General features: G+C 67.4%; 20 protein-coding genes and 1 pseudogene. 16 read left to right on the plus strand and 5 right to left on the minus strand.

Annotated elements, in window-relative coordinates; genetic code table 11:
- The first annotated feature begins 6 nt into the window (after positions 1–6).
- Complete coding sequence (locus AADJ04_RS03225; RefSeq protein ID WP_341238721.1) at positions 7–1,245, plus strand: HDOD domain-containing protein; 1,239 nt, start codon at positions 7–9, stop codon at positions 1,243–1,245.
- A 51-nt stretch (positions 1,246–1,296) separates the two neighbouring features.
- On the opposite strand, the gene AADJ04_RS03230 is transcribed toward AADJ04_RS03225, so the two are convergent.
- Positions 1,297–2,199 (minus strand): LysR family transcriptional regulator, encoded by a 903-nt coding sequence (locus AADJ04_RS03230; RefSeq protein WP_341238722.1) that lies wholly within the window; start codon positions 2,197–2,199, stop codon positions 1,297–1,299.
- A 17-nt stretch (positions 2,200–2,216) separates the two neighbouring features.
- Here AADJ04_RS03230 and AADJ04_RS03235 point away from each other — a divergent pair, with 17 nt between their 5' ends.
- Positions 2,217–2,396 (plus strand): hypothetical protein, encoded by a 180-nt coding sequence (locus AADJ04_RS03235; protein WP_341238723.1) that lies wholly within the window; start codon positions 2,217–2,219, stop codon positions 2,394–2,396.
- The gene (locus tag AADJ04_RS03240; protein WP_341238724.1) at positions 2,341–2,982 is read left to right on the plus strand and encodes an NAD(P)-dependent oxidoreductase; all 642 of its coding nucleotides are present in this window, start codon (positions 2,341–2,343) and stop codon (positions 2,980–2,982) included. Before AADJ04_RS03235 ends, AADJ04_RS03240 begins: the two co-directional genes overlap by 56 nt.
- Positions 2,983–3,151: 169 nt before the next feature.
- Here AADJ04_RS03240 and AADJ04_RS03245 read toward each other — a convergent pair whose 3' ends face one another.
- Positions 3,152–4,633 (minus strand): PLP-dependent aminotransferase family protein, encoded by a 1,482-nt coding sequence (locus tag AADJ04_RS03245; protein ID WP_341238725.1) that lies wholly within the window; start codon positions 4,631–4,633, stop codon positions 3,152–3,154.
- 156 nt (positions 4,634–4,789) lie between these two features.
- Between AADJ04_RS03245 and AADJ04_RS03250 the strand changes: the two genes are divergently transcribed.
- The 8 genes and pseudogenes from AADJ04_RS03250 to AADJ04_RS03285 all read left to right on the plus strand — a co-directional run bounded on the left by AADJ04_RS03250 (position 4,790) and on the right by AADJ04_RS03285 (position 11,841).
- Positions 4,790–5,404: a LysE family translocator gene (locus tag AADJ04_RS03250; protein WP_066693189.1), complete on the plus strand. Its 615-nt coding sequence runs from the start codon at positions 4,790–4,792 to the stop codon at positions 5,402–5,404.
- On the plus strand, positions 5,401–6,306 hold the full coding sequence (locus tag AADJ04_RS03255; protein ID WP_066693192.1) for a DMT family transporter: 906 nt from the start codon (positions 5,401–5,403) through the stop codon (positions 6,304–6,306). Before AADJ04_RS03250 ends, AADJ04_RS03255 begins: the two co-directional genes overlap by 4 nt.
- 48 nt (positions 6,307–6,354) lie before the next feature.
- Positions 6,355–7,536, plus strand: a complete 1,182-nt coding sequence (locus AADJ04_RS03260; RefSeq protein WP_341238726.1) for a PLP-dependent aminotransferase family protein — start codon at positions 6,355–6,357, stop codon at positions 7,534–7,536.
- Positions 7,537–7,542: 6 nt separating this feature from the next.
- The gene (locus tag AADJ04_RS03265; RefSeq protein ID WP_341238727.1) at positions 7,543–8,169 is read left to right on the plus strand and encodes a glutathione S-transferase; all 627 of its coding nucleotides are present in this window, start codon (positions 7,543–7,545) and stop codon (positions 8,167–8,169) included.
- Positions 8,170–8,208: 39 nt separating this feature from the next.
- Complete coding sequence (locus tag AADJ04_RS03270) at positions 8,209–9,075, plus strand: PhzF family phenazine biosynthesis protein (RefSeq protein ID WP_341238728.1); 867 nt, start codon at positions 8,209–8,211, stop codon at positions 9,073–9,075.
- Between the two features lie 151 nt (positions 9,076–9,226).
- On the plus strand, positions 9,227–10,129 hold the full coding sequence (locus AADJ04_RS03275) for a PhzF family phenazine biosynthesis protein (protein ID WP_341238729.1): 903 nt from the start codon (positions 9,227–9,229) through the stop codon (positions 10,127–10,129).
- A pseudogene (locus tag AADJ04_RS03280) lies at positions 10,126–10,827 on the plus strand (VOC family protein); the annotation flags it as partial. The gene AADJ04_RS03275 and the pseudogene AADJ04_RS03280, both read left to right, overlap by 4 nt.
- Before the next feature lie 24 nt (positions 10,828–10,851).
- Positions 10,852–11,841 (plus strand): threonine dehydratase, encoded by a 990-nt coding sequence (locus AADJ04_RS03285; RefSeq protein WP_341238742.1) that lies wholly within the window; start codon positions 10,852–10,854, stop codon positions 11,839–11,841.
- Between the two features lie 5 nt (positions 11,842–11,846).
- Here the strand turns inward: AADJ04_RS03285 and AADJ04_RS03290 are convergent, their stop codons facing one another.
- Positions 11,847–12,320 carry a DUF2846 domain-containing protein gene (locus AADJ04_RS03290; RefSeq protein WP_341238730.1) on the minus strand — a complete coding sequence of 158 codons (474 nt, stop codon included), beginning with the start codon at positions 12,318–12,320 and terminating at the stop codon, positions 11,847–11,849.
- A 59-nt stretch (positions 12,321–12,379) separates the two neighbouring features.
- Between AADJ04_RS03290 and AADJ04_RS03295 the strand changes: the two genes are divergently transcribed.
- Positions 12,380–13,051: a histidine phosphatase family protein gene (locus AADJ04_RS03295; RefSeq protein ID WP_044396692.1), complete on the plus strand. Its 672-nt coding sequence runs from the start codon at positions 12,380–12,382 to the stop codon at positions 13,049–13,051.
- Here AADJ04_RS03295 and AADJ04_RS03300 read toward each other — a convergent pair whose 3' ends face one another.
- Positions 13,052–13,573 (minus strand): MarR family transcriptional regulator, encoded by a 522-nt coding sequence (locus AADJ04_RS03300; RefSeq protein ID WP_341238731.1) that lies wholly within the window; start codon positions 13,571–13,573, stop codon positions 13,052–13,054.
- Between the two features lie 112 nt (positions 13,574–13,685).
- Here AADJ04_RS03300 and AADJ04_RS03305 point away from each other — a divergent pair, with 112 nt between their 5' ends.
- The 3 genes from AADJ04_RS03305 to AADJ04_RS03315 are packed head-to-tail and all read left to right on the plus strand — an operon-like array spanning position 13,686 to position 16,612.
- Complete coding sequence (locus tag AADJ04_RS03305; RefSeq protein ID WP_341238732.1) at positions 13,686–14,699, plus strand: Bug family tripartite tricarboxylate transporter substrate binding protein; 1,014 nt, start codon at positions 13,686–13,688, stop codon at positions 14,697–14,699.
- 13 nt (positions 14,700–14,712) lie between these two features.
- Complete coding sequence (locus AADJ04_RS03310; RefSeq protein WP_341238733.1) at positions 14,713–16,047, plus strand: sulfatase-like hydrolase/transferase; 1,335 nt, start codon at positions 14,713–14,715, stop codon at positions 16,045–16,047.
- Between the two features lie 52 nt (positions 16,048–16,099).
- Positions 16,100–16,612, plus strand: a complete 513-nt coding sequence (locus AADJ04_RS03315) for a hypothetical protein (protein WP_341238734.1) — start codon at positions 16,100–16,102, stop codon at positions 16,610–16,612.
- Positions 16,613–16,709: 97 nt separating this feature from the next.
- On the opposite strand, the gene AADJ04_RS03320 is transcribed toward AADJ04_RS03315, so the two are convergent.
- Positions 16,710–17,558 (minus strand): creatininase family protein, encoded by an 849-nt coding sequence (locus tag AADJ04_RS03320; RefSeq protein WP_341238743.1) that lies wholly within the window; start codon positions 17,556–17,558, stop codon positions 16,710–16,712.
- 43 nt (positions 17,559–17,601) lie between these two features.
- Between AADJ04_RS03320 and AADJ04_RS03325 the strand changes: the two genes are divergently transcribed.
- Positions 17,602–18,354, plus strand: a complete 753-nt coding sequence (locus AADJ04_RS03325) for an alanyl-tRNA editing protein (protein ID WP_341238735.1) — start codon at positions 17,602–17,604, stop codon at positions 18,352–18,354.
- Positions 18,355–18,377 lie beyond the last annotated feature (23 nt).

The raw sequence follows: 18,377 nt of genomic DNA on the forward strand, positions 1-18,377 counted from the left end.
GAGCACATGGTCCAATCCGTCCTAGGCAGTCTGATTCTGGGCTACCGCCCCTTGTGGAACCGCGCCCGCAAGCTGGCTGGCGTGCAGCTGTATGTGCACAACGAGTCCTCCCTGCTGGTAGACGCAGGCCACCTGCTGCGCACACTGGCAGAGCTGTGGTCGGCCAGTTCTCCGCCGCTGCTGATCTCGCCCCAAACGCACCAGCTGCTCTCCAGCCTGCTGGAAAGCGCGCCGCGCGGCAGCCCGTGGATTGAAGTGCGCGGCGACTGGCTGAACGATTCCACCATCTTCAACCAGGTGCGCGCAGCCCATCGGCGGGGGCTCAAGCTGGTGTGGCGTGGCGAGATTGCCAACCTGCCACCCGCCGAAGTGGCGCGCTGCTTTGACAACAGCCTGCTCACCCTGCGCGCCGAAGACGCGATTGCCGCTCTGCAGCGCGGACCACAACAGCCCGGCGCCCCCAAGCTACCACCACGCAACATCAGCCCCATCCTGGCAGGGCAGATGTATGAGAACGTGGCCAGCCGTGCCCTGATGGAGCACTGCCTGGACAACAACGCGCTGGCGCTGGCCGGCTGGCCCACGGAAGACGTGCTCTACAGCATGCGGCACACGCCGCAGCAGCCGTCACACGCGGTCATTCACCGGCTGATGAAGGCCATCGACAACGAGCAGTCGCTGGAGACGTTTGAAGACATCATGAGCGAGGATCCGATCCTGTCCTACCGCTTCATGATCTACACCAACTCGGCAGCCCTGGGCCTGCGCACAGGCATCGACTCGCTGCGCCGGGGCATGGTGATGATGGGGTACGAGTCCATCAAGCGCTGGCTGTCGGACCAGCTGCCCCACTCCTGCACGGAGCCCAACATGCAGCCCATCCGCGAGTCAATGGTGATGCGTGCGCGCCTGACCACACTGCTGCTCAACCCCGGCGTGGAAAACGAGCTGCGGCGCGAAATTTACCTCTGCGCACTGCTGTCGCAAATGGATGAACTGCTGCGCGAGCCCCTGGGCACGATCCTGCGCCGCATCCCGCTGTCGGAACGGATCTACGACGCGACGGTGCTGCACACCGGCCCCTACGCACCCAGCCTGCAAATGGCCTGCGCGCTGGAACACGACGACGCCAGCGTGATCCGCCGCCTGTGCGAAGAGCACGAGATGGACCTGGAGGAGGTCAACCGCGCACTGCTGCGGGTGCTGTCCGATCTGGAAGTGGAACGCCCGGCTCCTCCCCGTTGATGGGGTGTGACCCAGGCTGATCTGCACCGATCTGCCCGCAGCCCGCACCCACTACTCCAGCACACCCGGCTGGGTGACGAGATAGCGCTGCAAGGCCGCAATGGCCTGCCGCACCTTGGCAGGCTGCGCATCCCGCTGGGGCGTCACAGCCCAGATATCCAGGGTGCCCATGGTCCACTGCGGCAACAGCCGCACCAGGCGGCCTGATGCCAGCGCGTCCTGCACATCCAGGCTGCCCATCAGCGCCACACCCAGGCCTGCCTCGCACATCTGCTGGATGGACAACTGGTTGTTGCTCACAATGCGCGGCTCCACCCGCAGGCTGCGGGCCGCGCCCTCGGGGCCCCTCAGGTCCAGCAGCAGGCCCGCCCCTTCGCGTGCAAAGCCCAGCCAGCCGTGGGCCAGCAGGGCGTCTGGCGACTCCGGGCTGCCGTGCCGGTCCAGATACTCGGGCGAGGCGCACAGCCACCATTCCAGCGCCCCCAGCCTGCGTGCCGCCCAGGTCGAATCGGCCAGGCGGCCAAAGCGCACCGCCAGGTCCACCCGGGCGTTGATGAGATCAATGGGAGCATCGTCCACCAGCAACCGCAGCCGCAACGAGGGGTATTGCGCCAGCATCGCGCCCAGAGCCGGGGAGACATGCCGCGCAAAGCCCACGGTGGCCGACATGCGCAGCTCGCCACTGGGCGCATCGCGCGCGGCCGCCAGCTCGGCCCGCGCCTGCTCGGCTGCCGCGCACATGGCTGCGCACTGGGCGTGATAACGCTGGCCTGCTTCGGTCAAAGCCAGTTTGCGGGTGGAGCGGTGCAGCAGCGTCACGCCCCCTTCCCGCTCCAGTTGCCGCACCTGCTGGCTGACCGCTGACGGGCTCATGCCCAGCACCCGGCCCGCGCCCGTCATCGAACCATGCTGCACCACGCTGGCAAACACCGCCATCCGCTTGAGATCGTCCAACACATCCTCCTGCCGCAGTGAGCCTGTTCAAAGGCTTGATTTTGAAGCAGCGCTTCAAAGACAAAGCATTTTTAACCCTCTACCGCAAGCGCAGCATCAAAAATAAGCTTGCAGCATCTTCATTGTTTGCAGGAACACGCCATGCACATCGCACTGATCGGCGCTACCGGCTTTGTAGGCACCGCATTGTTGAATGAACTGCTGCAACGCGGCCACCGCGTGACGGCCCTGGCCCGCGACCCGGCCAAGCTTCCTTTGCGCGAGGGCCTGACCGTGGTGCAGGCAAACGCAACAGACGCCGCGCAGGTGGCCCAGGCCGTCCGGGGGGTGGACGCGGTGGCCAGCGCCTACAACCCAGGCTGGACGCATCCCCACCTGCACGACGAATTTCTGCGGGGCAGCCGCGCCATCACGGCGGGCGTCAAGGCCGCTGGCGTTCAGCGCCTGTTGGTGGTGGGCGGCGCAGGCAGCCTGTATGTGGCGCCAGGCGTGCAACTGGTGGACACCCCCCAGTTCCCGGCCGAATGGAAAAATGGCGCACTGGCCGCCCGCGAAGCGCTGAACCTGCTGCGCCAGGAATCGACCCTGCAATGGACCTTTCTCTCGCCCGCCATCCTGCTGGAGCCCGGCGAGCGCACGGGCCACTACCGCCTGGGCACCGAATCCCCCCTGATGAATGGCGACCAGCCCGGCAAGATCAGCGTGGCCGATCTGGCAGTGGCCATCGTGGACGAGCTGGAGGCTCCACGCCACCTGCAGCAGCGCTTCACCGTAGCGTATTGATACTTGAATTGCTACGTTATTGATAGCTGCTTGCGCATATAAATAAAGCGCTGCAAGGGTATTTTTCTCAAAATCACCGCGCCTGGGTGGCGAGAAAGCCTGCAAAAGGCACCCAGGCGACGGCCTCCCGCGCGCTGAGCGCCTGTTTCGCGGCTCTGCGCTCAGCCGCTCACTTCATCGCTGCCACCACCTGCTGGAAGACTTGCCAGAAGGCCGCTTCCTGCGTCGTGGCAAAGTTGATGCGCATGAGCGTGCTGGGTTTGCGCTCGGCATGGAACAGCGCGCCGGGGGCCAGCAGGTAGCCCTCGTCCAGCATGCGCTGGGCCAGAGCGTCGGTGTCCACGCCCGTATCGACCCAGCCGAACAGGCCCACCGGCTCTGCCGCAAAAGTGCAGCCGGCTTGCAGCGCCAGCTTGACGCTGCGTGACCGGGCGGCATCCAGCCGGGTACGGATGCGCTCGGCATGGCGGCGCAGCTGTCCTTGCTCAATGCACAGGGCCAGGGCTTTTTCCAGCAAGGCAGGGGTGGTGAGAGTGGCCAGCAGCTTGGTGTCGAGCAGGGGCTCCACCAGATTCGGCGGGGCCGCCAGGTAACCAATGCGCCAGTTGGGGGCAAGAATCTTCGCGAACCCGCTCACATAGATGGTGCGCTGCAGGCCATCGAGCGCCGTGAGGCGCGTGGCGTGCTCTGGCGCGATGTGGCTGTAGGTGTCGTCCTCCACCACGTGGAAGTTGTGCTGGTTGGCCAACTGCAGCACGCGGTGGGCGCTGCCCGGGCTGAGGCAGTAGCCCGTGGGGTTGTGGAACACGCTCACGCTCACGTACAGCTTGGGCTGGTGCACTTCGCAATACCGGGCCATCACCTCCAGGTCTGGCCCGTCAGCGCGGCGCGGCACGGGCAGGATGCGCATACCGAGGGCCGCCAGCCGCGCAAACTCCACCGCCCAGCCAGGCTCCTCCACCATCACCGGATCGCCCGGGCGCAGCAGCGTGCGGCTCACGATGTCCAGCGCATGCGTGGCCCCCACGGTGGTGATGATGTGCTCGGGCACCGTGTGCACGTTGAGGGTGGAGAGTTTTTTGGCCAGCAGGCGGCGCAGGTGCGCATCGCCCAGAGGCTCGCCGTATTGCAGCGAAAAATCTTGCAGGCTGCGCGAGTTGGTGACCTTGCGCACCGCAGCGGGCATGAAGGTGGACTCCAGCCACTCGGACGGAAACACGCCCATGCCGGGCTGCGGCTTGTCGCTGATCTTGTGGAACATGCCGCGGATGAGCGCCGTGGCGTTGACGGGCGACACGCCCCGCCCCGCGCGCCCGGCGGCGCGCGCCGCAAACCAGTGGGCGGTGCTCCAGTTGGCGGCGGCGTTTTCCAGGGTCGGGTCCGCGGTGCGGGCATCGGCCCCGGCGGCGGTGTCCGCGCCGCCGCTGTCGCGCACGAAGAAGCCCCGGTTCTTGCGGGCCTCCACCAGCCCCAGCGCCAGCAGCTGGTCATAGGCCGCCACCACGGTGGACGGGCTCACGCCGTTTTGCTGAGCGCACTGGCGCACCGACGGCAGGCGCGCGCCCGGGGCCAGCAGCCGATTGCGGATGCGCTCGGCAAAGCGCTCCGACAACTGCTCGGTCAGCGACTGGGTGGACGACTTCATCAACATGGCGGGTCTCCGGGCAAGGCGCTGTGCCGTGTACTGGCACAGCCAACAATACAGTTTGCATACTGCGCTGCTGAACTGTATGGGTAGTGTATCGGTACATCCGATTACATTGGACAGCCATACTCCCGCGCAACACCCGCCCGCACCGCCTATTGCATGAGCACCGCCGAACTCACCGCCCTTTTGCTGTTTTGCACCGCCATGAGCTTTTCGCCGGGGCCCAACACCACCTTGTCTACCGCCCTGGCCGCCAACCTGGGCCTCAAGCGCGCCCTGCGCTTTTGCCTGGCCGTGCCCACGGGCTGGACCCTGCTGATGCTGGGCAGCGGCCTGGGCCTGGGGGCCCTCATCACCGGCGTTCCCGCGCTGCGCTGGACGGTCACGCTGATGGGCGTGGCCTACATGCTGTGGCTGGCCTGGAAGCTCAGCCGCGCCGGGCAGCTTGCCGAGGTGGACGGCAGCCGCCTGCAGGTGACCTTCTGGCAAGGCGTGGGCCTGCAGTTCGTGAACATCAAGGCCTGGATGCTGGCCCTCACGCTCAGCGCGGGCTGGGTGGTCAACGCAGCCGGGCAGCCGGCCACCAACCCGGGTGAGCGCCTGGCCATCATCTGCTGCGTGATGGTGGCGTTTGCCTTCAGCAGCAACTTTGTCTATGCGCTGCTGGGCTCCCTGCTGCGCCAGTGGCTGTCGCAGGGTGCTCGCCTGCTGTGGTTCAACCGCGCCCTGGCGCTGGTGCTGGTGGCCACCGCTGTCTGGATGCTGACTCTATGAACACGCCCTCCTCGCACCGCGACCGCACCCTAGGCCTGTGGCTCGGCGTGCTGGGCGTGGCGATCTTCGCCGTCACCCTGCCCGCCACGCGCCTGGCCACCGGCACGTCAGAGCAACCCCAGCTCTCGCCCTGGTTCGTCACCGTGGGCCGCGCCGCGCTGGCGGGGCTGCTGTCGGCGGTGTTTCTGCTGGCCACGCGCTCGCCGCGCCCTCAGCCGCAGCAGTGGCGGCACCTGGGCTGGGCCGTGCTGGGCAATGCGCTGGGCTACCCGCTGCTGCTGGCGTTTGCGCTGCGCAGCGTCACGGCCAGCCACGCGGCCGTGGTAACGGCGCTGCTGCCGCTGGTGACGGCGGCCGTGGCCGCGCTGGTGCTGCACCAGCGTGCGCGCCTGGGGTTCTGGCTCTTCGCGGTGCTGGGCAGCCTGCTGGTGGTGGCGTTCTCGCTGCTGCGCGGCTGGCAGCAGGGCCACGGCCTGTTCAGCCTGGAGGCGGCGGATGCGCTGCTGGTCGGCGCGGTGGTGGCGGCGTCCGTGGGCTACATCCACGGCGCACGCATCACACCCGCGCTGGGGGCCGAGCGCGTGATCTGCTGGGTGTGCCTGATGGCGCTGCCCGTCTCCCTGCCCGCCACGCTGTGGCTGTGGCCCAGCCATCCCGTGGCGCCCTCGGCCTGGGGTGGCTTTCTGTATGTGGGCGTGTTCTCGATGTGGGCCGGCTTCTTCGCCTGGTACCGGGGGCTGGCCCTGGGCGGCGCCCTGCGCGTGAGCCAGACGCAGCTGCTGCAGCCCTTTCTTTCCATCCTGGCCGCCGCCGTGCTGCTGGGCGAGTCGCTCGACCTGGTCACCCTGGGCTTTGCCGTCGCCGTTGTCGCCACCGTGGTGGCGGGCAAGCGGTTTTCCTGACATGGCCCCGATACCATTGCATACAACACCTACCTGGAGATCAATGACATGACGAACTGGACCCTGGCGCGCCGCGCCGAGCGCATGAACCCCTCGGTCATCCGCGAAATCCTGAAGGTCACGGAAAAGCCCGGCATCATCAGCCTGGCTGGCGGCCTGCCGTCGCCCAAGACTTTCCCGGTATCAGCTTTTGCCGAAGCCTCGGCCGCCGTGCTGGCCAACGATGGCCCCGCCGCCCTGCAGTACGCAGCCAGCGAAGGCTTTGCGCCCCTGCGCCAGGCGATTGCCGACTTCCTGCCCTGGAATGTGGACCCCGATCAGATCCTGATCACCACCGGCTCACAGCAGGCGCTGGACCTGATTGCCAAGGTGCTGATCGACGAAAGCAGCCGCGTGCTGGTCGAAACGCCCACCTACCTGGGTGCCCTGCAGGCTTTCACGCCCATGGAGCCCACCGTGGTGGCGGTGGCCAGCGACGATGAAGGCGTGCTGATCGACGACCTGAAAGCCAAGGTGGGCACAGGCGCCGACAAGGCACGCTTCCTGTATGTGCTGCCCAACTTCCAGAACCCCACCGGCCGCACCATGAGCGACGCACGCCGCGCCGAGCTGGTGAAAGCTGCTGCCGAGCTGAACCTGCCGCTGGTCGAAGACAACCCCTACGGCGACCTGTGGTTTGACAACCCGCCGCCCGCGCCGCTCACGGCCCGCAACCCCGAGGGCTGCATCTACATGGGCTCGTTCTCCAAGGTGCTGGCCCCTGGCCTGCGCCTGGGCTACATCGTGGCACCCAAGGCGGTGTACCCCAAGCTGCTGCAAGCCAAGCAGGCCGCCGACCTGCACACCCCCGGCTACAACCAGCGCCTGGTGGCCGAAGTGATGAAGGACGGCTTCCTGGACCGCCATGTGCCCACCATCCGCGCGCTGTACAAGCAGCAGTGCGAAGCCATGCTGGCCGCGCTCGACAAGGAAATGCAAGGCCTGGGCGTGCACTGGAACCGCCCCGATGGCGGCATGTTCCTGTGGGTGCGCCTGCCGGAAGGCATGAGCGCCATCGAGCTGCTGCCCAAGGCGGTGGAGCGCAACGTGGCCTTTGTGCCCGGCGCGGCCTTCTATGCCGACAACGCCGACCAGCGCACGCTGCGCCTGTCGTTCGTGACTTCGACGGTCGAGCAGATCGCCACCGGCATTGCCGCGCTGGCTGCAGCCATCCGTGAGCACAAGGGCTGATCCAGCATGCTGAGGCTTTGGGGTCGCCTGTCGTCCATCAATGTGCGCAAGGTGGTGTGGGCTGCGCAAGAGCTGGGGTTGCCCCTGCAGCGCACCGATGCGGGCGGCCAGTTCGGCCTGGTGCGCGAAGCGGCTTACCTGCAGCGCAACCCCAACGGACTGGTGCCGCTGATGGAAGACGACGACACCGGCCTGGTGCTGTGGGAATCCAACGCCATCGTGCGCTACCTGTGTGCGAGGCATTCGGCAGGCAAGCTTTACCCTGAGGAACTGTCGGCGCGCTTCGTGGCCGAGCAGTGGATGGACTGGCAGCAGACCACGCTGAACCCCGCAGGGCGCGATGCCTTCATGCAGTGGATACGCACACCGGCCGCGCAGCGCAACGGCGCGCTGATTGCGGCCTCGGTGGCGGCCACCGAGCCCCTGCTGGACCTGCTGGAGCAGCACCTGGCCCGCTCCCCCTTCATGGCGGGTGAGCACTTCACCATGGCAGACATTCCCATCGGCTGCGAAATGCACCGCTGGTGGGGGCTGCCGCAGGAACGCCCCGCGCGCCCGGCGCTGGAGCGCTGGTACCGCACCGTCAGCACCCGCCCCGGTGCCAGAGGGGTGCTGGACCAGCCTCTGGCGTAAGCTGTCGTAGCCACCACGCCCACGGTGAACGGAGTCCCCATGCAGCAACGTCTTTTTCGTCAGATCGACGTCTTCAGCCACCACCCCGGCTTCGGCAACCCGGTGGCCGTGGTGCTGGACGCGCAGGGCCTGAGCGACGCCGACATGCGCCGCTTTGCCGCCTGGACCAACCTGTCGGAAACCACCTTTCTGATGCCGCCCACGGCAGCGGGCCATGCGGCCGGGGCCGACTACCGGCTGCGCATCTTTTCGCCCAGGGGCGAGCTGCCCTTTGCCGGCCACCCCACGCTGGGCACCTGCCGCGCCTGGCTGCAGCAAGGCCACACGCCGCGCGTGCCCGGCCTGGTGGTGCAAGAGTCTGCGCAGGGCCTGGTGCAAATCGAACACCAGGGCGACACCCTGGCCTTTGCTGCGCCGCCATTGCAGCGCAGCAAGCCCAGCCCCGCGCTGGTGCCGCTGGTGGCCAGCGCGCTGGGGTTGCGCCCCCACCAAATTCAAGCGGCGCAATTGCTGGACAACGGCCCCGTGTGGCTGGGCCTGCTGCTGGACAGCGCTGAGACCGTGCTCGGCCTCACGCCCGACCATGCTCGCCTCAAAGACCTGGGGCAGGACGTGGGCGTGATCCACATTGCCCCCGACGCGGGAGACGACCCCGAACGCCCCGGCGCTGTGGTGCGCGCCTTCGCCGCCCCCATGGGCAACCCGGAAGACCCGGTGACTGGCAGCCTCAACGCCAGCCTGGCGCAGTGGCTGATTGGCGAAGGCCTGGCCCCCACCCGGTACCTGGTGGCGCAAGGCGAATGCCTGGGCCGGGCTGGCCGGGTGTACATCCGCCAGGATGCCCAGGGGCAGGTCTGGGTGGGCGGCCACACCGTGACCTGCATCGAAGGGACTGCGCTGCTGTGACGTCTGTCCCAATCAACACACTGAACGCTCCCCCCAGCGGGTGAGACCCACAGGGCCTTGGCCCCGCCCACAACCCTTGGCATGGCCCCCGCTCAACAGCAGGCCAGCCCCTGGCGTGCGCCGCTTTCCGTTTTTTCCAGGAGTTTTCCCCATGCACCACCGCCCGTTCCAACAAGTTGATGTGTTCACTGCCACCGCCTACCGTGGCAACCCTCTGGCCGTGGTGCTGGACGGCACAGGCCTCTCCACCGAAGAGATGCAGCAGTTCACCCGCTGGACCAACCTGTCTGAGGCCACCTTTGTGCTGCCCCCCACGCCTGAGGGCCGCGCCGCTGGCGCCGACTACCGCGTGCGCATCTTCTACCCCGCTGGCGAACTGCCTTTTGCCGGCCACCCCACGCTGGGCACCTGCCACGCCTGGCTGAAGGCGGGTGGCCAGCCGCAAGTGGCGGGCCGCATCGTGCAGGAATGCGGCGTGGGCCTGGTCACCATTCGCCAGCAAGGCGAGCTACTGGCATTTGCCGCGCCACCGCTGCGCCGCAGCGGCCCGCTGGACGAGGCCGACGTGGCCCTGATTGCACGCGGCCTGGGCGTGGCGCGGGAAGACATCGTGCAGCACGCCTGGTGCGACAACGGCCCCGGCTGGCGCGCCGTTCTGCTGGCAAGCAGCGCGCAGGTGCTGGCGCTCAAGCCAGACGCTGCCATCCTCGCCGGGCTGGACGTGGGCGTGGTGGGGCCTGCAGCAGGAAGCGGAGCCTCCGCACCGCGTGGCAAGGTGGGCGTGGTGGGCAGCAGCGATGCGGACGGCATCGCGTTTGAAGTGCGCGCCTTCTTCCCTGGCAACAACGGCCTGGCCGAAGACCCCGTGACCGGCAGCCTGAACGCCGCACTGGCCCAGTGGCTCATCGGCGCAGGCCTGGCCCCCGCGCAGTACGTGGCCAGCCAGGGCACCTGCCTGGGCCGCGCGGGGCGTGTGCATGTGCAGCAAGAGGGCGACACCATCTGGGTAGGCGGCCACAGCGTGACCTGCATGGCGGGCGAGGTGCTTCTGTGAACGAGACCACCACCGCACAAGGCCCCTGCGTGGACCACCTCGTGGTGTTTGCAGCCGATCTGGCCGGCGGCATGGACTGGTGCCAGCGCACGCTGGGCATCACCCCCACGGCCGGTGGCGAGCACCCGCTGATGGGCACGCACAACCGCATCTTCAACATCAGCAGCCCCGGCCACCCCCGCGCCTATCTTGAAATTATTGCTATAAATTCAGTAGCTACCAGCGCTTTACCAGCGGGCGCTAGACGCTGGTTTGATATGGATGATGCAACGCTGCAGCAGCAGGTGGCGCAGCACGGGCCGCAGCTCATCCACTGGGTGGCCAGCGTGCCTGAGGTGGCCGCCAGCCATGCCGCGCTGGCGGCGCAGGACATTGAGCGCGGCGCCATCATCACCGCCAGCCGCCCCACGCCGAATGGCCTGCTGCAGTGGCAGATCACCGTGCGAGAGGACGGCCTGCGGCTGATGGACGGCTGCCTGCCCACGCTCATCCAGTGGGGCGCCGTGCACCCTTGCGGCAGCCTGCCTGCCAGTGGTGTGCAACTGCAGCAGCTCACGCTGCAGCACCCGCAGGCGGCCACCCTGCGGGCAGCGTGTGAAGCCATCGGTGTGGCACCCCATGTCGCCATCACTGCGGGCGATACGCCCCAGCTCGCGGCGCAACTCACCACACCGCGGGGCCCCGTCACCCTGTCGTCATTCACCCCCCCAGAAAGCTGCCGCATGAACGCCCGCATCGACCCATCCCCCTTGCTGCCCACCCTGGCCGACATCGAAGCCGCCGCCCAGGTGGTGTACCGCGACTTTGCCGCCACGCCCCAGTACCGCTGGGGCCTGCTGAGCCAGCGCCTGGGCACCGACTGCTGGCTCAAGCACGAGAACCACACGCCCGTGGGTGCGTTCAAGATCCGCGGCGGTCTGACCTACTTTGACCAGCTCGCGCAGCGTGGTCGCTTGCCCCAGGAAGTGATCAGCGCCACCCGCGGCAACCACGGCCAGAGCATGGGCTGGGCCGCGCGCCGCCACGGCGTGGCATGCACCATCGTCGTGCCGCGTGGCAACTCCATTGAGAAGAACGCCGCCATGCGCGCGCTGGGCGTCACGCTCATCGAGCACGGCGAGGACTTTCAGGAAGCGCGCGAGCACGCCATGCACCTGGCACAGCAGCGCGGCGCGCACATGGTGCCCAGCTTCCACCCTGACCTGCTGCGCGGCGTGAGCACCTACTGGTGGGAATTTTTGCGCGCCGTGCCCCAGCTTGACGTGGTGTACGTGCCCATCGGCCAGGGCTCGGGCGCATGCTCGGCCATCGCCGCCAAGCTGGCACTGCGGCACCCCGTGCGCGTGGTGGGCGTGGTCAGCAGCCACGCCACCACCTATGCCGACTCGCTGGCCGCAGGCAGCGTGGTCGAGGCCCCTGTCACCACCCAGCTGGCCGACGGCATGGCCTGCCGCGTGGCGGACCCCGAAGCCCTGGCCGTGCTGGCCCCGCACATCGACCACATCGTGCAGGTGAGCGACGCCGAAGTGGCCGCCGCCATGCAGGCACTGTTCACCGACACCCACAACGTGGCCGAAGGGGCGGGCGCTGCAGCACTGGCGGCCGCACTGCAAGAGCGAGAGTTGCTCCAAGACAAAACCGTGGGTCTGGCGTTGACGGGGGGCAACGTGGATGCGTCGGTTTTCGCGCAGACCCTGCGAACGGGCCATTGAGCAAGTCACGAAGAGCTGGCAACAAAAAAAGAGGCATAGCCCCCTTTTGATTTGGCTTGCGCAGTCATCGCAGCAGCATGGCAGTCACTTGACTGGCGGGTGGCATTGTCCGCCTTGCCTTGCGCTTCAGTCACCTGCTCCAGGTCGGCGCCACCCACCATCAAACCTACTTTGATGAACTGGCGCATGAAGTAATTTTTGCCTGCCTCAAAAAAGAGTTCGAGCTTGTTGGGAGAGAACTCGGATTCGGTCTCCACGGCGCGCGTCTTGCCGCCGTCGACCGGCGTGTAGAAAAACACATCGGGTGCGCTGACGCCCACGCAATTGCCGTCAACCCGCAAATCCTTGCTCAGAGCCTTACCGAGCACGCTGTTGCGATACAGGTAAGCGCCAGTTTGGCCTTCGGGAGGCAGTTGGAATTCTTTGGCCTTGGCCGACTGCTCTTTGGAAGCCATATTGACCGAAGCGCAGCCAGTCATCTGTGTTTTCAGTCGCTCCAGTGACAAGCAGTGGAAGGGTTTGTTTTCAAAATCCCCCCATGGGAACCCTCTACCTCGTGCGCCACGGCCAGGCCTCGTTTGGCGCTGATGATTACGACGTGCTCAGCCCTCGCGGACATGAGCAGGCGGTGCGCCTGGGCGAGTACTGGCGCGGGCGGGGCATGGCGTTTGACGCGGTGATGACCGGCACGCTGCGCCGCCACACCGAAACCTTGCAGGGCATTGCCCAAGGCCTGCAGACGATGCCCGAAGTGACCCGCTGGCCTGGCCTGAATGAATACGACAGCCACGCGCTGATCTCGGCCATTCACCCCCAGCCCCTGGGCCCTGCCGACACGCCCGAGCGCTACCGCGCGCACTTTCGCATCCTGTGCGATGCGCTGGCGCAGTGGATGGCGGGCGTCATCAGCCCCCAGGGTATGCCCAGCTGGGAAGAGTTTTCAGGCGGCGTGCGCGCCGTGCTGGACCATGTGCGCCACCACCACGCTGGTCAGAACGTGCTGCTGGTGAGCAGCGGCGGCCCCATCTCGACGGCCGTGGGCGAGGTGCTGGGCACGGCGCCAGAGGTGACGATTGCGCTGAATATGCGCATCCGCAACAGCGCGGTGACGGAGTTCTCCATCTCGCCCAAGCGGCTGATGCTGCAAACCTTCAACACCCTACCCCACCTGAACGAGGTGGAGCACGCGCCCCTCGTCACCCACGCCTGATCACCCGCCCCTGCGCCGCCCACCCCGCATGCGGTAGGTGCGCGGCAGGTGGGCGTTCTCTGCCTGCAGGGCATCGGCATTGGCTTGTAGCAGGGTCAGGGCCTGGTCCAGCACTTCCACCGCTTCGGTGGGCAAGCCCCGCAGCAACGCCTGGTTGAGCTGTTTGACCTGGGGGAACACCGCTTCGTACACCGCCAGCCCTTCAGGGGTGAGCCGCAGGCGCGCCTGGCGTTTGTCGCCGGGCAGGGGTTCGCGGGTGATGAGCTTTTTGTCTTGCAACGACGTGATGGCACGCGAGGTGCGGGCCCGGTCCAGCCCCAGCAGGCGGGCCAGCTCAGCGGGCGGCAGGTCTGGGTGGCGCGCCAGCCACATCAGCAGCCCCCACTCGCGGCGGGTGATGCCGTAACCGCCCTCGCACAGGCGGATGACCAGGCTGCCGGACACCGCCATCAGCTTGTTCAGCCGGTACATCAGCAGGTCACTGGCAGCCTGCGGATCGCGCAGACGGGAGGCATCGGTCATCAGTGCAAACCCGGAAAGTTGTTGATTTGAACAATCGATTGTCAGGCCCCTAGAGTGCCACGATGCACTCTTGACTTCCATCATTACCGGCCACGCCACCCAGGAGCACACCATGTCCCACCCCATCTCCCGCACACGTCACCTTGCCAGGCGCCCCCTGCTGGCCACGGCTCTCGGTCTGGCCGCCACATTGATGCTCGGCACGCCCGGCGCCCAGGCCCAATCCGCCAGCGCTGCGGCCGATGCGCCCCTGCGCCTGGTGGTGGGCTACCCGCCCGGCGGTTCCAGCGACCGCGTGGCCCGCATCGTGGCCGACAAGCTGCAGGCCAAGCTGGGCAGCCCGGTCATCGTCGAGAACAAGGCGGGGGCGGGTGGTCGCCTCTCGGCCCAGTATGTGAAGGCCGCGCCCGCCCACCAACCCGCGCTGCTGCTGGCCAACCCTGCCGTGATGGTGGTGGCACCGCTGGTGTTCCCCGACGCGGGCTACGACGCCGAGCGCGACTTCCGCGCCGTGAGCCATGTGAACAGCTACGAGTTTGGCGTGGCCGTGGGCAGCGCCGTGCCAGTGAAGGAGCTGCCCCACCTGCTGGCCTGGTTGCGCGCCAACCCGGAAAAAGCCAACTTCGGCGTGCCAGCCACCGGCAGCCTTCCGCACTTCTTTGGCCTGATGGTGGGCGATGCCGCCCAGGTGCGCGCTGAAATCGTGGGCTACCGCGGCTCTGCCCCGCTGACCACGGATTTGGTCGGCGGCCAGGTGCCAGTGGCTTTCGACACCCTGGACAGCCTGCTGCCCCAGCACGACGCGGGCAAGGTGCGCATTCTGGCCGTCTCCAGCGCCAAGCGCAGCCCGCTGGCGCCGAACGTGCCCACCTTCAAGGAGGCCGGTCTGGACCTGGTGGCCACCGGCTGGAACACGTTCTTTGCCCCGGCCAGCATGCCTGCCGCGCAGGTGGAGCGCCTGTCGCAGCTCATCCATGAAGTGATGAAGGACCCGGACACGCGCCGCAAGTTCGAAGCCACCAAGCTGGAGCCCGTGGCCGCCAGCCGCGCGCAGACCGAAGCGACACTGAAGGCCTACAAGGCACAGTGGGCGCCGGTGGTGCAGCGCTCCGGCTTCAAGCCTTGAGGATGGGGACGGCATGACGCAACCCACACGCCCCAACATCGTCTTCATCGTGGCCGACGACCTGGGCTACGCCGACCTGGGCTGCTATGGCGGCCGGGACGCGAGCTTTGGCCCCGTCTCGCCCGTGCTCGATGGCCTCGCGGCCCAGGGCCTCAAGCTCACCCAGGGCTATTCCAACTCGCCCGTGTGCTCGCCCACCCGCTTCGCGCTGATGACGGGCCGCTACCAGTACCGCCTGCGCGGCGCAGCCGAGGAACCCATCAACAGCAAGAGCCGGGGCAGCACCACGCTGGGCCTGCCGCCCGAGCACCCCACGCTGCCCTCGCTGCTGCGCGATGCGGGCTACCGCACGGCGCTGATGGGCAAGTGGCACCTGGGCTATCCGCCCGCGTTCGGCCCGCTGCGTTCGGGCTATGACGAGTTCTTTGGCCCCATGTCGGGCGGGGTGGACTACTTCACGCACTGCAGCTCCACCGGCCAGCATGACCTGTACCTGGGCGAGGCTGAGCAGCAGGAGGGCGGCTACCTCACCGACCTGATCACCGACCACGGGCTGGACTTTGTGCGCCGCATGGCGGGTGGCGCACGCAGCGGCACGCCGTTCTTCTTGAGCCTGCACTACACCGCGCCCCACTGGCCGTGGGAAACGCGCGACGACGAGGCGCTGGCGCAGGAGGTGAAGGGCAACCTGTTTCACCTGCACGGCGGCAACATCGACACCTACCGCCGCATGATCCACCACATGGACGAAGGCATTGGCCGCCTGATGGACCTGTTGCGCGCCGAAGGGCTGGAGCGCGACACACTGGTGGTGTTCACCAGCGACAACGGCGGCGAACGCTTCTCGGACAACTGGCCCCTGGTGGGCGGCAAGATGGACCTGACCGAAGGCGGCATCCGCGTGCCCTGGATTGCCCACTGGCCCGCCGTGATTGCCCCTGGCAGCACCAGCACGCAAACCTGCATGACCATGGACTGGAGCGCGACGATGCTCGACGCCGCAGGCGCCACGGCTGCCGCCAGCCACCCGCTGGATGGCCGCTCGCTCATGCCCCTGCTGCGCGACGCCACTTGGCGCGACGACCAGCCGCTGTTCTGGCGCATGAACCACCGGGGCCAGCGCGCCATGCGCCACGGCCCCTGGAAGTACCTGCGCGTGGACGGGCACGACTACCTCTTCAACCTGGAAGGCGACGAACGCGAACGCGCCAACCTGGCCCCCATCGCCCCCGAGCGGCTGGCGGCCATGGTGCAAGCGTGGGAAGCTTGGGAAGCCACCATGCCGCCCATTCCGGCCGATGCCACGGTGAGTCTGGGTTATGGGGTCAAAGACATGCCTCAGCGCTGAGCCACTGACGGGGCCACCATGCGAGTGGCACCGCACGGTGTACAACCGGGGCATGCGCAACGACCCGCCCCCGCCTTCCATCGAACTTCGCCTGGAGCCTGACCAGCTGGCGCTTTACTGGATGCCAACGGCAGCCCCTGCGGCCGGCAACACCGAGCCATACAGCGTGGCCCTGGGTTGGCAGACCGTGGCCCAGGCGTTTGGCCTGCGCATGCCCACGCCGCTGTCGCTGGAAAACGCCATCGCCACGGTAGAAGACGCCGTCATGCCAGCCGGCCGCTGGCTGACAAAGCCCCCTGCAGGCATAGCCCCGCCGTTCACCCTGCACACGCGCAGCCCATTGCTGCGCGAGATTGCAGAGGCTGCAGGCGTGACGCTGCACACACCACCCGCCCGGCTGTCACGGCAGGCCGTGGAGAACCTGTTCAATCGCCTGTCCGACCAGATTCACCGCCCTGGCGTCCCTGATACCGCCCTGCCCCAGCGCGCGGAATGGGCGGCCGCGCTGTTGATCCTCCGGGAAGGGCTGCACCACTGGGGCGTGGAATGGGTGGAGCTGGGCTGAATCAGAGTGCTTTCATTCGCAGCAATCTTCGCCACCGATTGCTATCAAATAAATAGCTGCTAGCGCTTTCTGTATAAGCGCTAGCAGCCTATTTGAGTCACACTCCAGCGACTCGCACCGTCTCCAGCGGCAACGCCGCCACCTCGGCCAGCAGCGCCGCCAAGGCCGCGCCCGCCGCATGTACCACGGCCCGGCCTTTGTCGGCCGTAGCCACATCGGCCTGGCCCACAGCGCCGCTTGGGTGATAGTCCTCGATCGCCCAGCCCATCTTGGCGCTTTTGCCGTTGCCCAGGATGGCAAAGCGCTCGGACCGATCTTGTGAGGTGGATCGGAAATTCTGCGCGTGCTCCATGTGCACGGTGCCGGGCGCTAGGTGCAGCATCATCGACGTTTCAATGTCGCCCGCGTGGATGCCAAAGCGGTGCTCTTGCGCGCTGAACAGGCCCTGCACCTCGGGCGGCTGGGGCAGGCTGAACCAGCTGGCGCTGTACACCAGCAGGCCGTGGCGCTGGCGCAGCTCGCGGGCCACGATGTCCATCACCGCCACATTGCCGCCATGGCTGTTGAAGATCAGCAGCTTCTTGACCCCCGCCCGCGCCACGCAGGCGCCCAACTCGGTCCACAAGGCGATCACCGTGGCGGGAGAGAGGGTGAGCGTGCCGGGGAAGTTTTCATGCTCGGTGCTCAGGCCAATGTTTTGCGGCGGCAAGAACAGCGCAGGCACATCGGCCCCCAGGTGCGGCAGGGCCGCGTCGATCACGCCCTGCATCAACGTGGCGTCCACCGACAGCGGCAGGTGCGGGCCGTGCTGCTCCACCGCTGCCACGGGCAGCACCGCCACCACCTGCGCGGCCTGGCCGATGCTTTGCAGCGCAGCAAAGTCGCGGGTGGAAAGATCGGCCCAGAAGCGGGACGGCAGCGGCGGCAGGGGTGCGGCAGAAGTCATGCCCGCCATGGTAGCGGGGCGGCGGCCAGCTACCATGGCGGGCATGACCGACGACCTCTTCCGCCAAGACGCCTACCTGCGCGAATGCAGCGCCCACATCACCGCCGTGACCGATGCCGGCATCGTGCTGGACCGCACGGTGTTCTACCCGCTGGGCGGTGGCCAGGCGGGCGACAGTGGGGTGCTGGTGCTGGCCGATGGCACCGAAATCGCCATTGCCGATACCCGCAAAGGCAAGGACGCCGAGGGCAATGCCACCAATAACATCGTGCATGTACCTGCACCGGGGCAAGAAGCCCTGCTGGCCGCACTGGCACCTGGCACCACCGTCACCGCCCGCATCGACTGGGAACGCCGCCACCGCATGATGCGGCTGCACACCACCAGCCACCTGCTGTGCCATGTGGTGCCGCAGCTGGTCAATGGCTGCTCCATCACGCCCGACTACGCCCGGCTGGACTTTGCGATGACCGACCCGCTGGACAAGGAGCAGCTGACCGCCGCCATCGCCGCAATGGTGGCTGCCGCCCACCCGCTCACTGTGGCGTCGATCAGCGATGAGGAGCTGGATGCCAACCCCGCCCTGGTCAAGAGCATGAGCGTGCAGCCGCCCCGGGGCACGGGGCGCATCCGCACCATTCGGATCGGCGGCGAAGGCGACGCGCCATTGATCGACCTGCAGCCCTGCGGCGGCACGCATGTGGCCAACACAGCGGAGATCGGCGCGGTGGTGGTCACCAAGATTGAGAAGAAAAGCGCAACCACCCGCAGGGTGGTGCTGGGCTTTGCCCGCTGAGCACGATCAACATCTGGATATCT

The sequence above is a fragment of the uncultured Acidovorax sp. genome (assembly GCF_964021665.1).
Taxonomy (GTDB): Bacteria; Pseudomonadota; Gammaproteobacteria; order Burkholderiales; family Burkholderiaceae_C; genus Acidovorax; species Acidovorax temperans.

What these genes read in the sequence shown, in the direction of transcription:
- AADJ04_RS03225 (WP_341238721.1), top strand. Translation starts at nt 7, where the DNA reads ATGGTCCAATCCGTCCTAGGCAGTCTGATTCTGGGCTACCGCCCCTTG.
- AADJ04_RS03240 (WP_341238724.1), top strand. Translation starts at nt 2,341, where the DNA reads ATGCACATCGCACTGATCGGCGCTACCGGCTTTGTAGGCACCGCATTG.
- AADJ04_RS03245 (WP_341238725.1), bottom strand. Translation starts at nt 4,633, where the DNA reads ATGTTGATGAAGTCGTCCACCCAGTCGCTGACCGAGCAGTTGTCGGAG.
- AADJ04_RS03250 (WP_066693189.1), top strand. Translation starts at nt 4,790, where the DNA reads ATGAGCACCGCCGAACTCACCGCCCTTTTGCTGTTTTGCACCGCCATG.
- AADJ04_RS03255 (WP_066693192.1), top strand. Translation starts at nt 5,401, where the DNA reads ATGAACACGCCCTCCTCGCACCGCGACCGCACCCTAGGCCTGTGGCTC.
- AADJ04_RS03260 (WP_341238726.1), top strand. Translation starts at nt 6,355, where the DNA reads ATGACGAACTGGACCCTGGCGCGCCGCGCCGAGCGCATGAACCCCTCG.
- AADJ04_RS03265 (WP_341238727.1), top strand. Translation starts at nt 7,543, where the DNA reads ATGCTGAGGCTTTGGGGTCGCCTGTCGTCCATCAATGTGCGCAAGGTG.
- AADJ04_RS03270 (WP_341238728.1), top strand. Translation starts at nt 8,209, where the DNA reads ATGCAGCAACGTCTTTTTCGTCAGATCGACGTCTTCAGCCACCACCCC.
- AADJ04_RS03275 (WP_341238729.1), top strand. Translation starts at nt 9,227, where the DNA reads ATGCACCACCGCCCGTTCCAACAAGTTGATGTGTTCACTGCCACCGCC.
- AADJ04_RS03285 (WP_341238742.1), top strand. Translation starts at nt 10,852, where the DNA reads ATGAACGCCCGCATCGACCCATCCCCCTTGCTGCCCACCCTGGCCGAC.
- AADJ04_RS03290 (WP_341238730.1), bottom strand. Translation starts at nt 12,320, where the DNA reads ATGACTGGCTGCGCTTCGGTCAATATGGCTTCCAAAGAGCAGTCGGCC.
- AADJ04_RS03295 (WP_044396692.1), top strand. Translation starts at nt 12,380, where the DNA reads ATGGGAACCCTCTACCTCGTGCGCCACGGCCAGGCCTCGTTTGGCGCT.
- AADJ04_RS03300 (WP_341238731.1), bottom strand. Translation starts at nt 13,573, where the DNA reads ATGACCGATGCCTCCCGTCTGCGCGATCCGCAGGCTGCCAGTGACCTG.
- AADJ04_RS03305 (WP_341238732.1), top strand. Translation starts at nt 13,686, where the DNA reads ATGTCCCACCCCATCTCCCGCACACGTCACCTTGCCAGGCGCCCCCTG.
- AADJ04_RS03310 (WP_341238733.1), top strand. Translation starts at nt 14,713, where the DNA reads ATGACGCAACCCACACGCCCCAACATCGTCTTCATCGTGGCCGACGAC.
- AADJ04_RS03315 (WP_341238734.1), top strand. Translation starts at nt 16,100, where the DNA reads ATGCGCAACGACCCGCCCCCGCCTTCCATCGAACTTCGCCTGGAGCCT.
- AADJ04_RS03320 (WP_341238743.1), bottom strand. Translation starts at nt 17,558, where the DNA reads ATGACTTCTGCCGCACCCCTGCCGCCGCTGCCGTCCCGCTTCTGGGCC.
- AADJ04_RS03325 (WP_341238735.1), top strand. Translation starts at nt 17,602, where the DNA reads ATGACCGACGACCTCTTCCGCCAAGACGCCTACCTGCGCGAATGCAGC.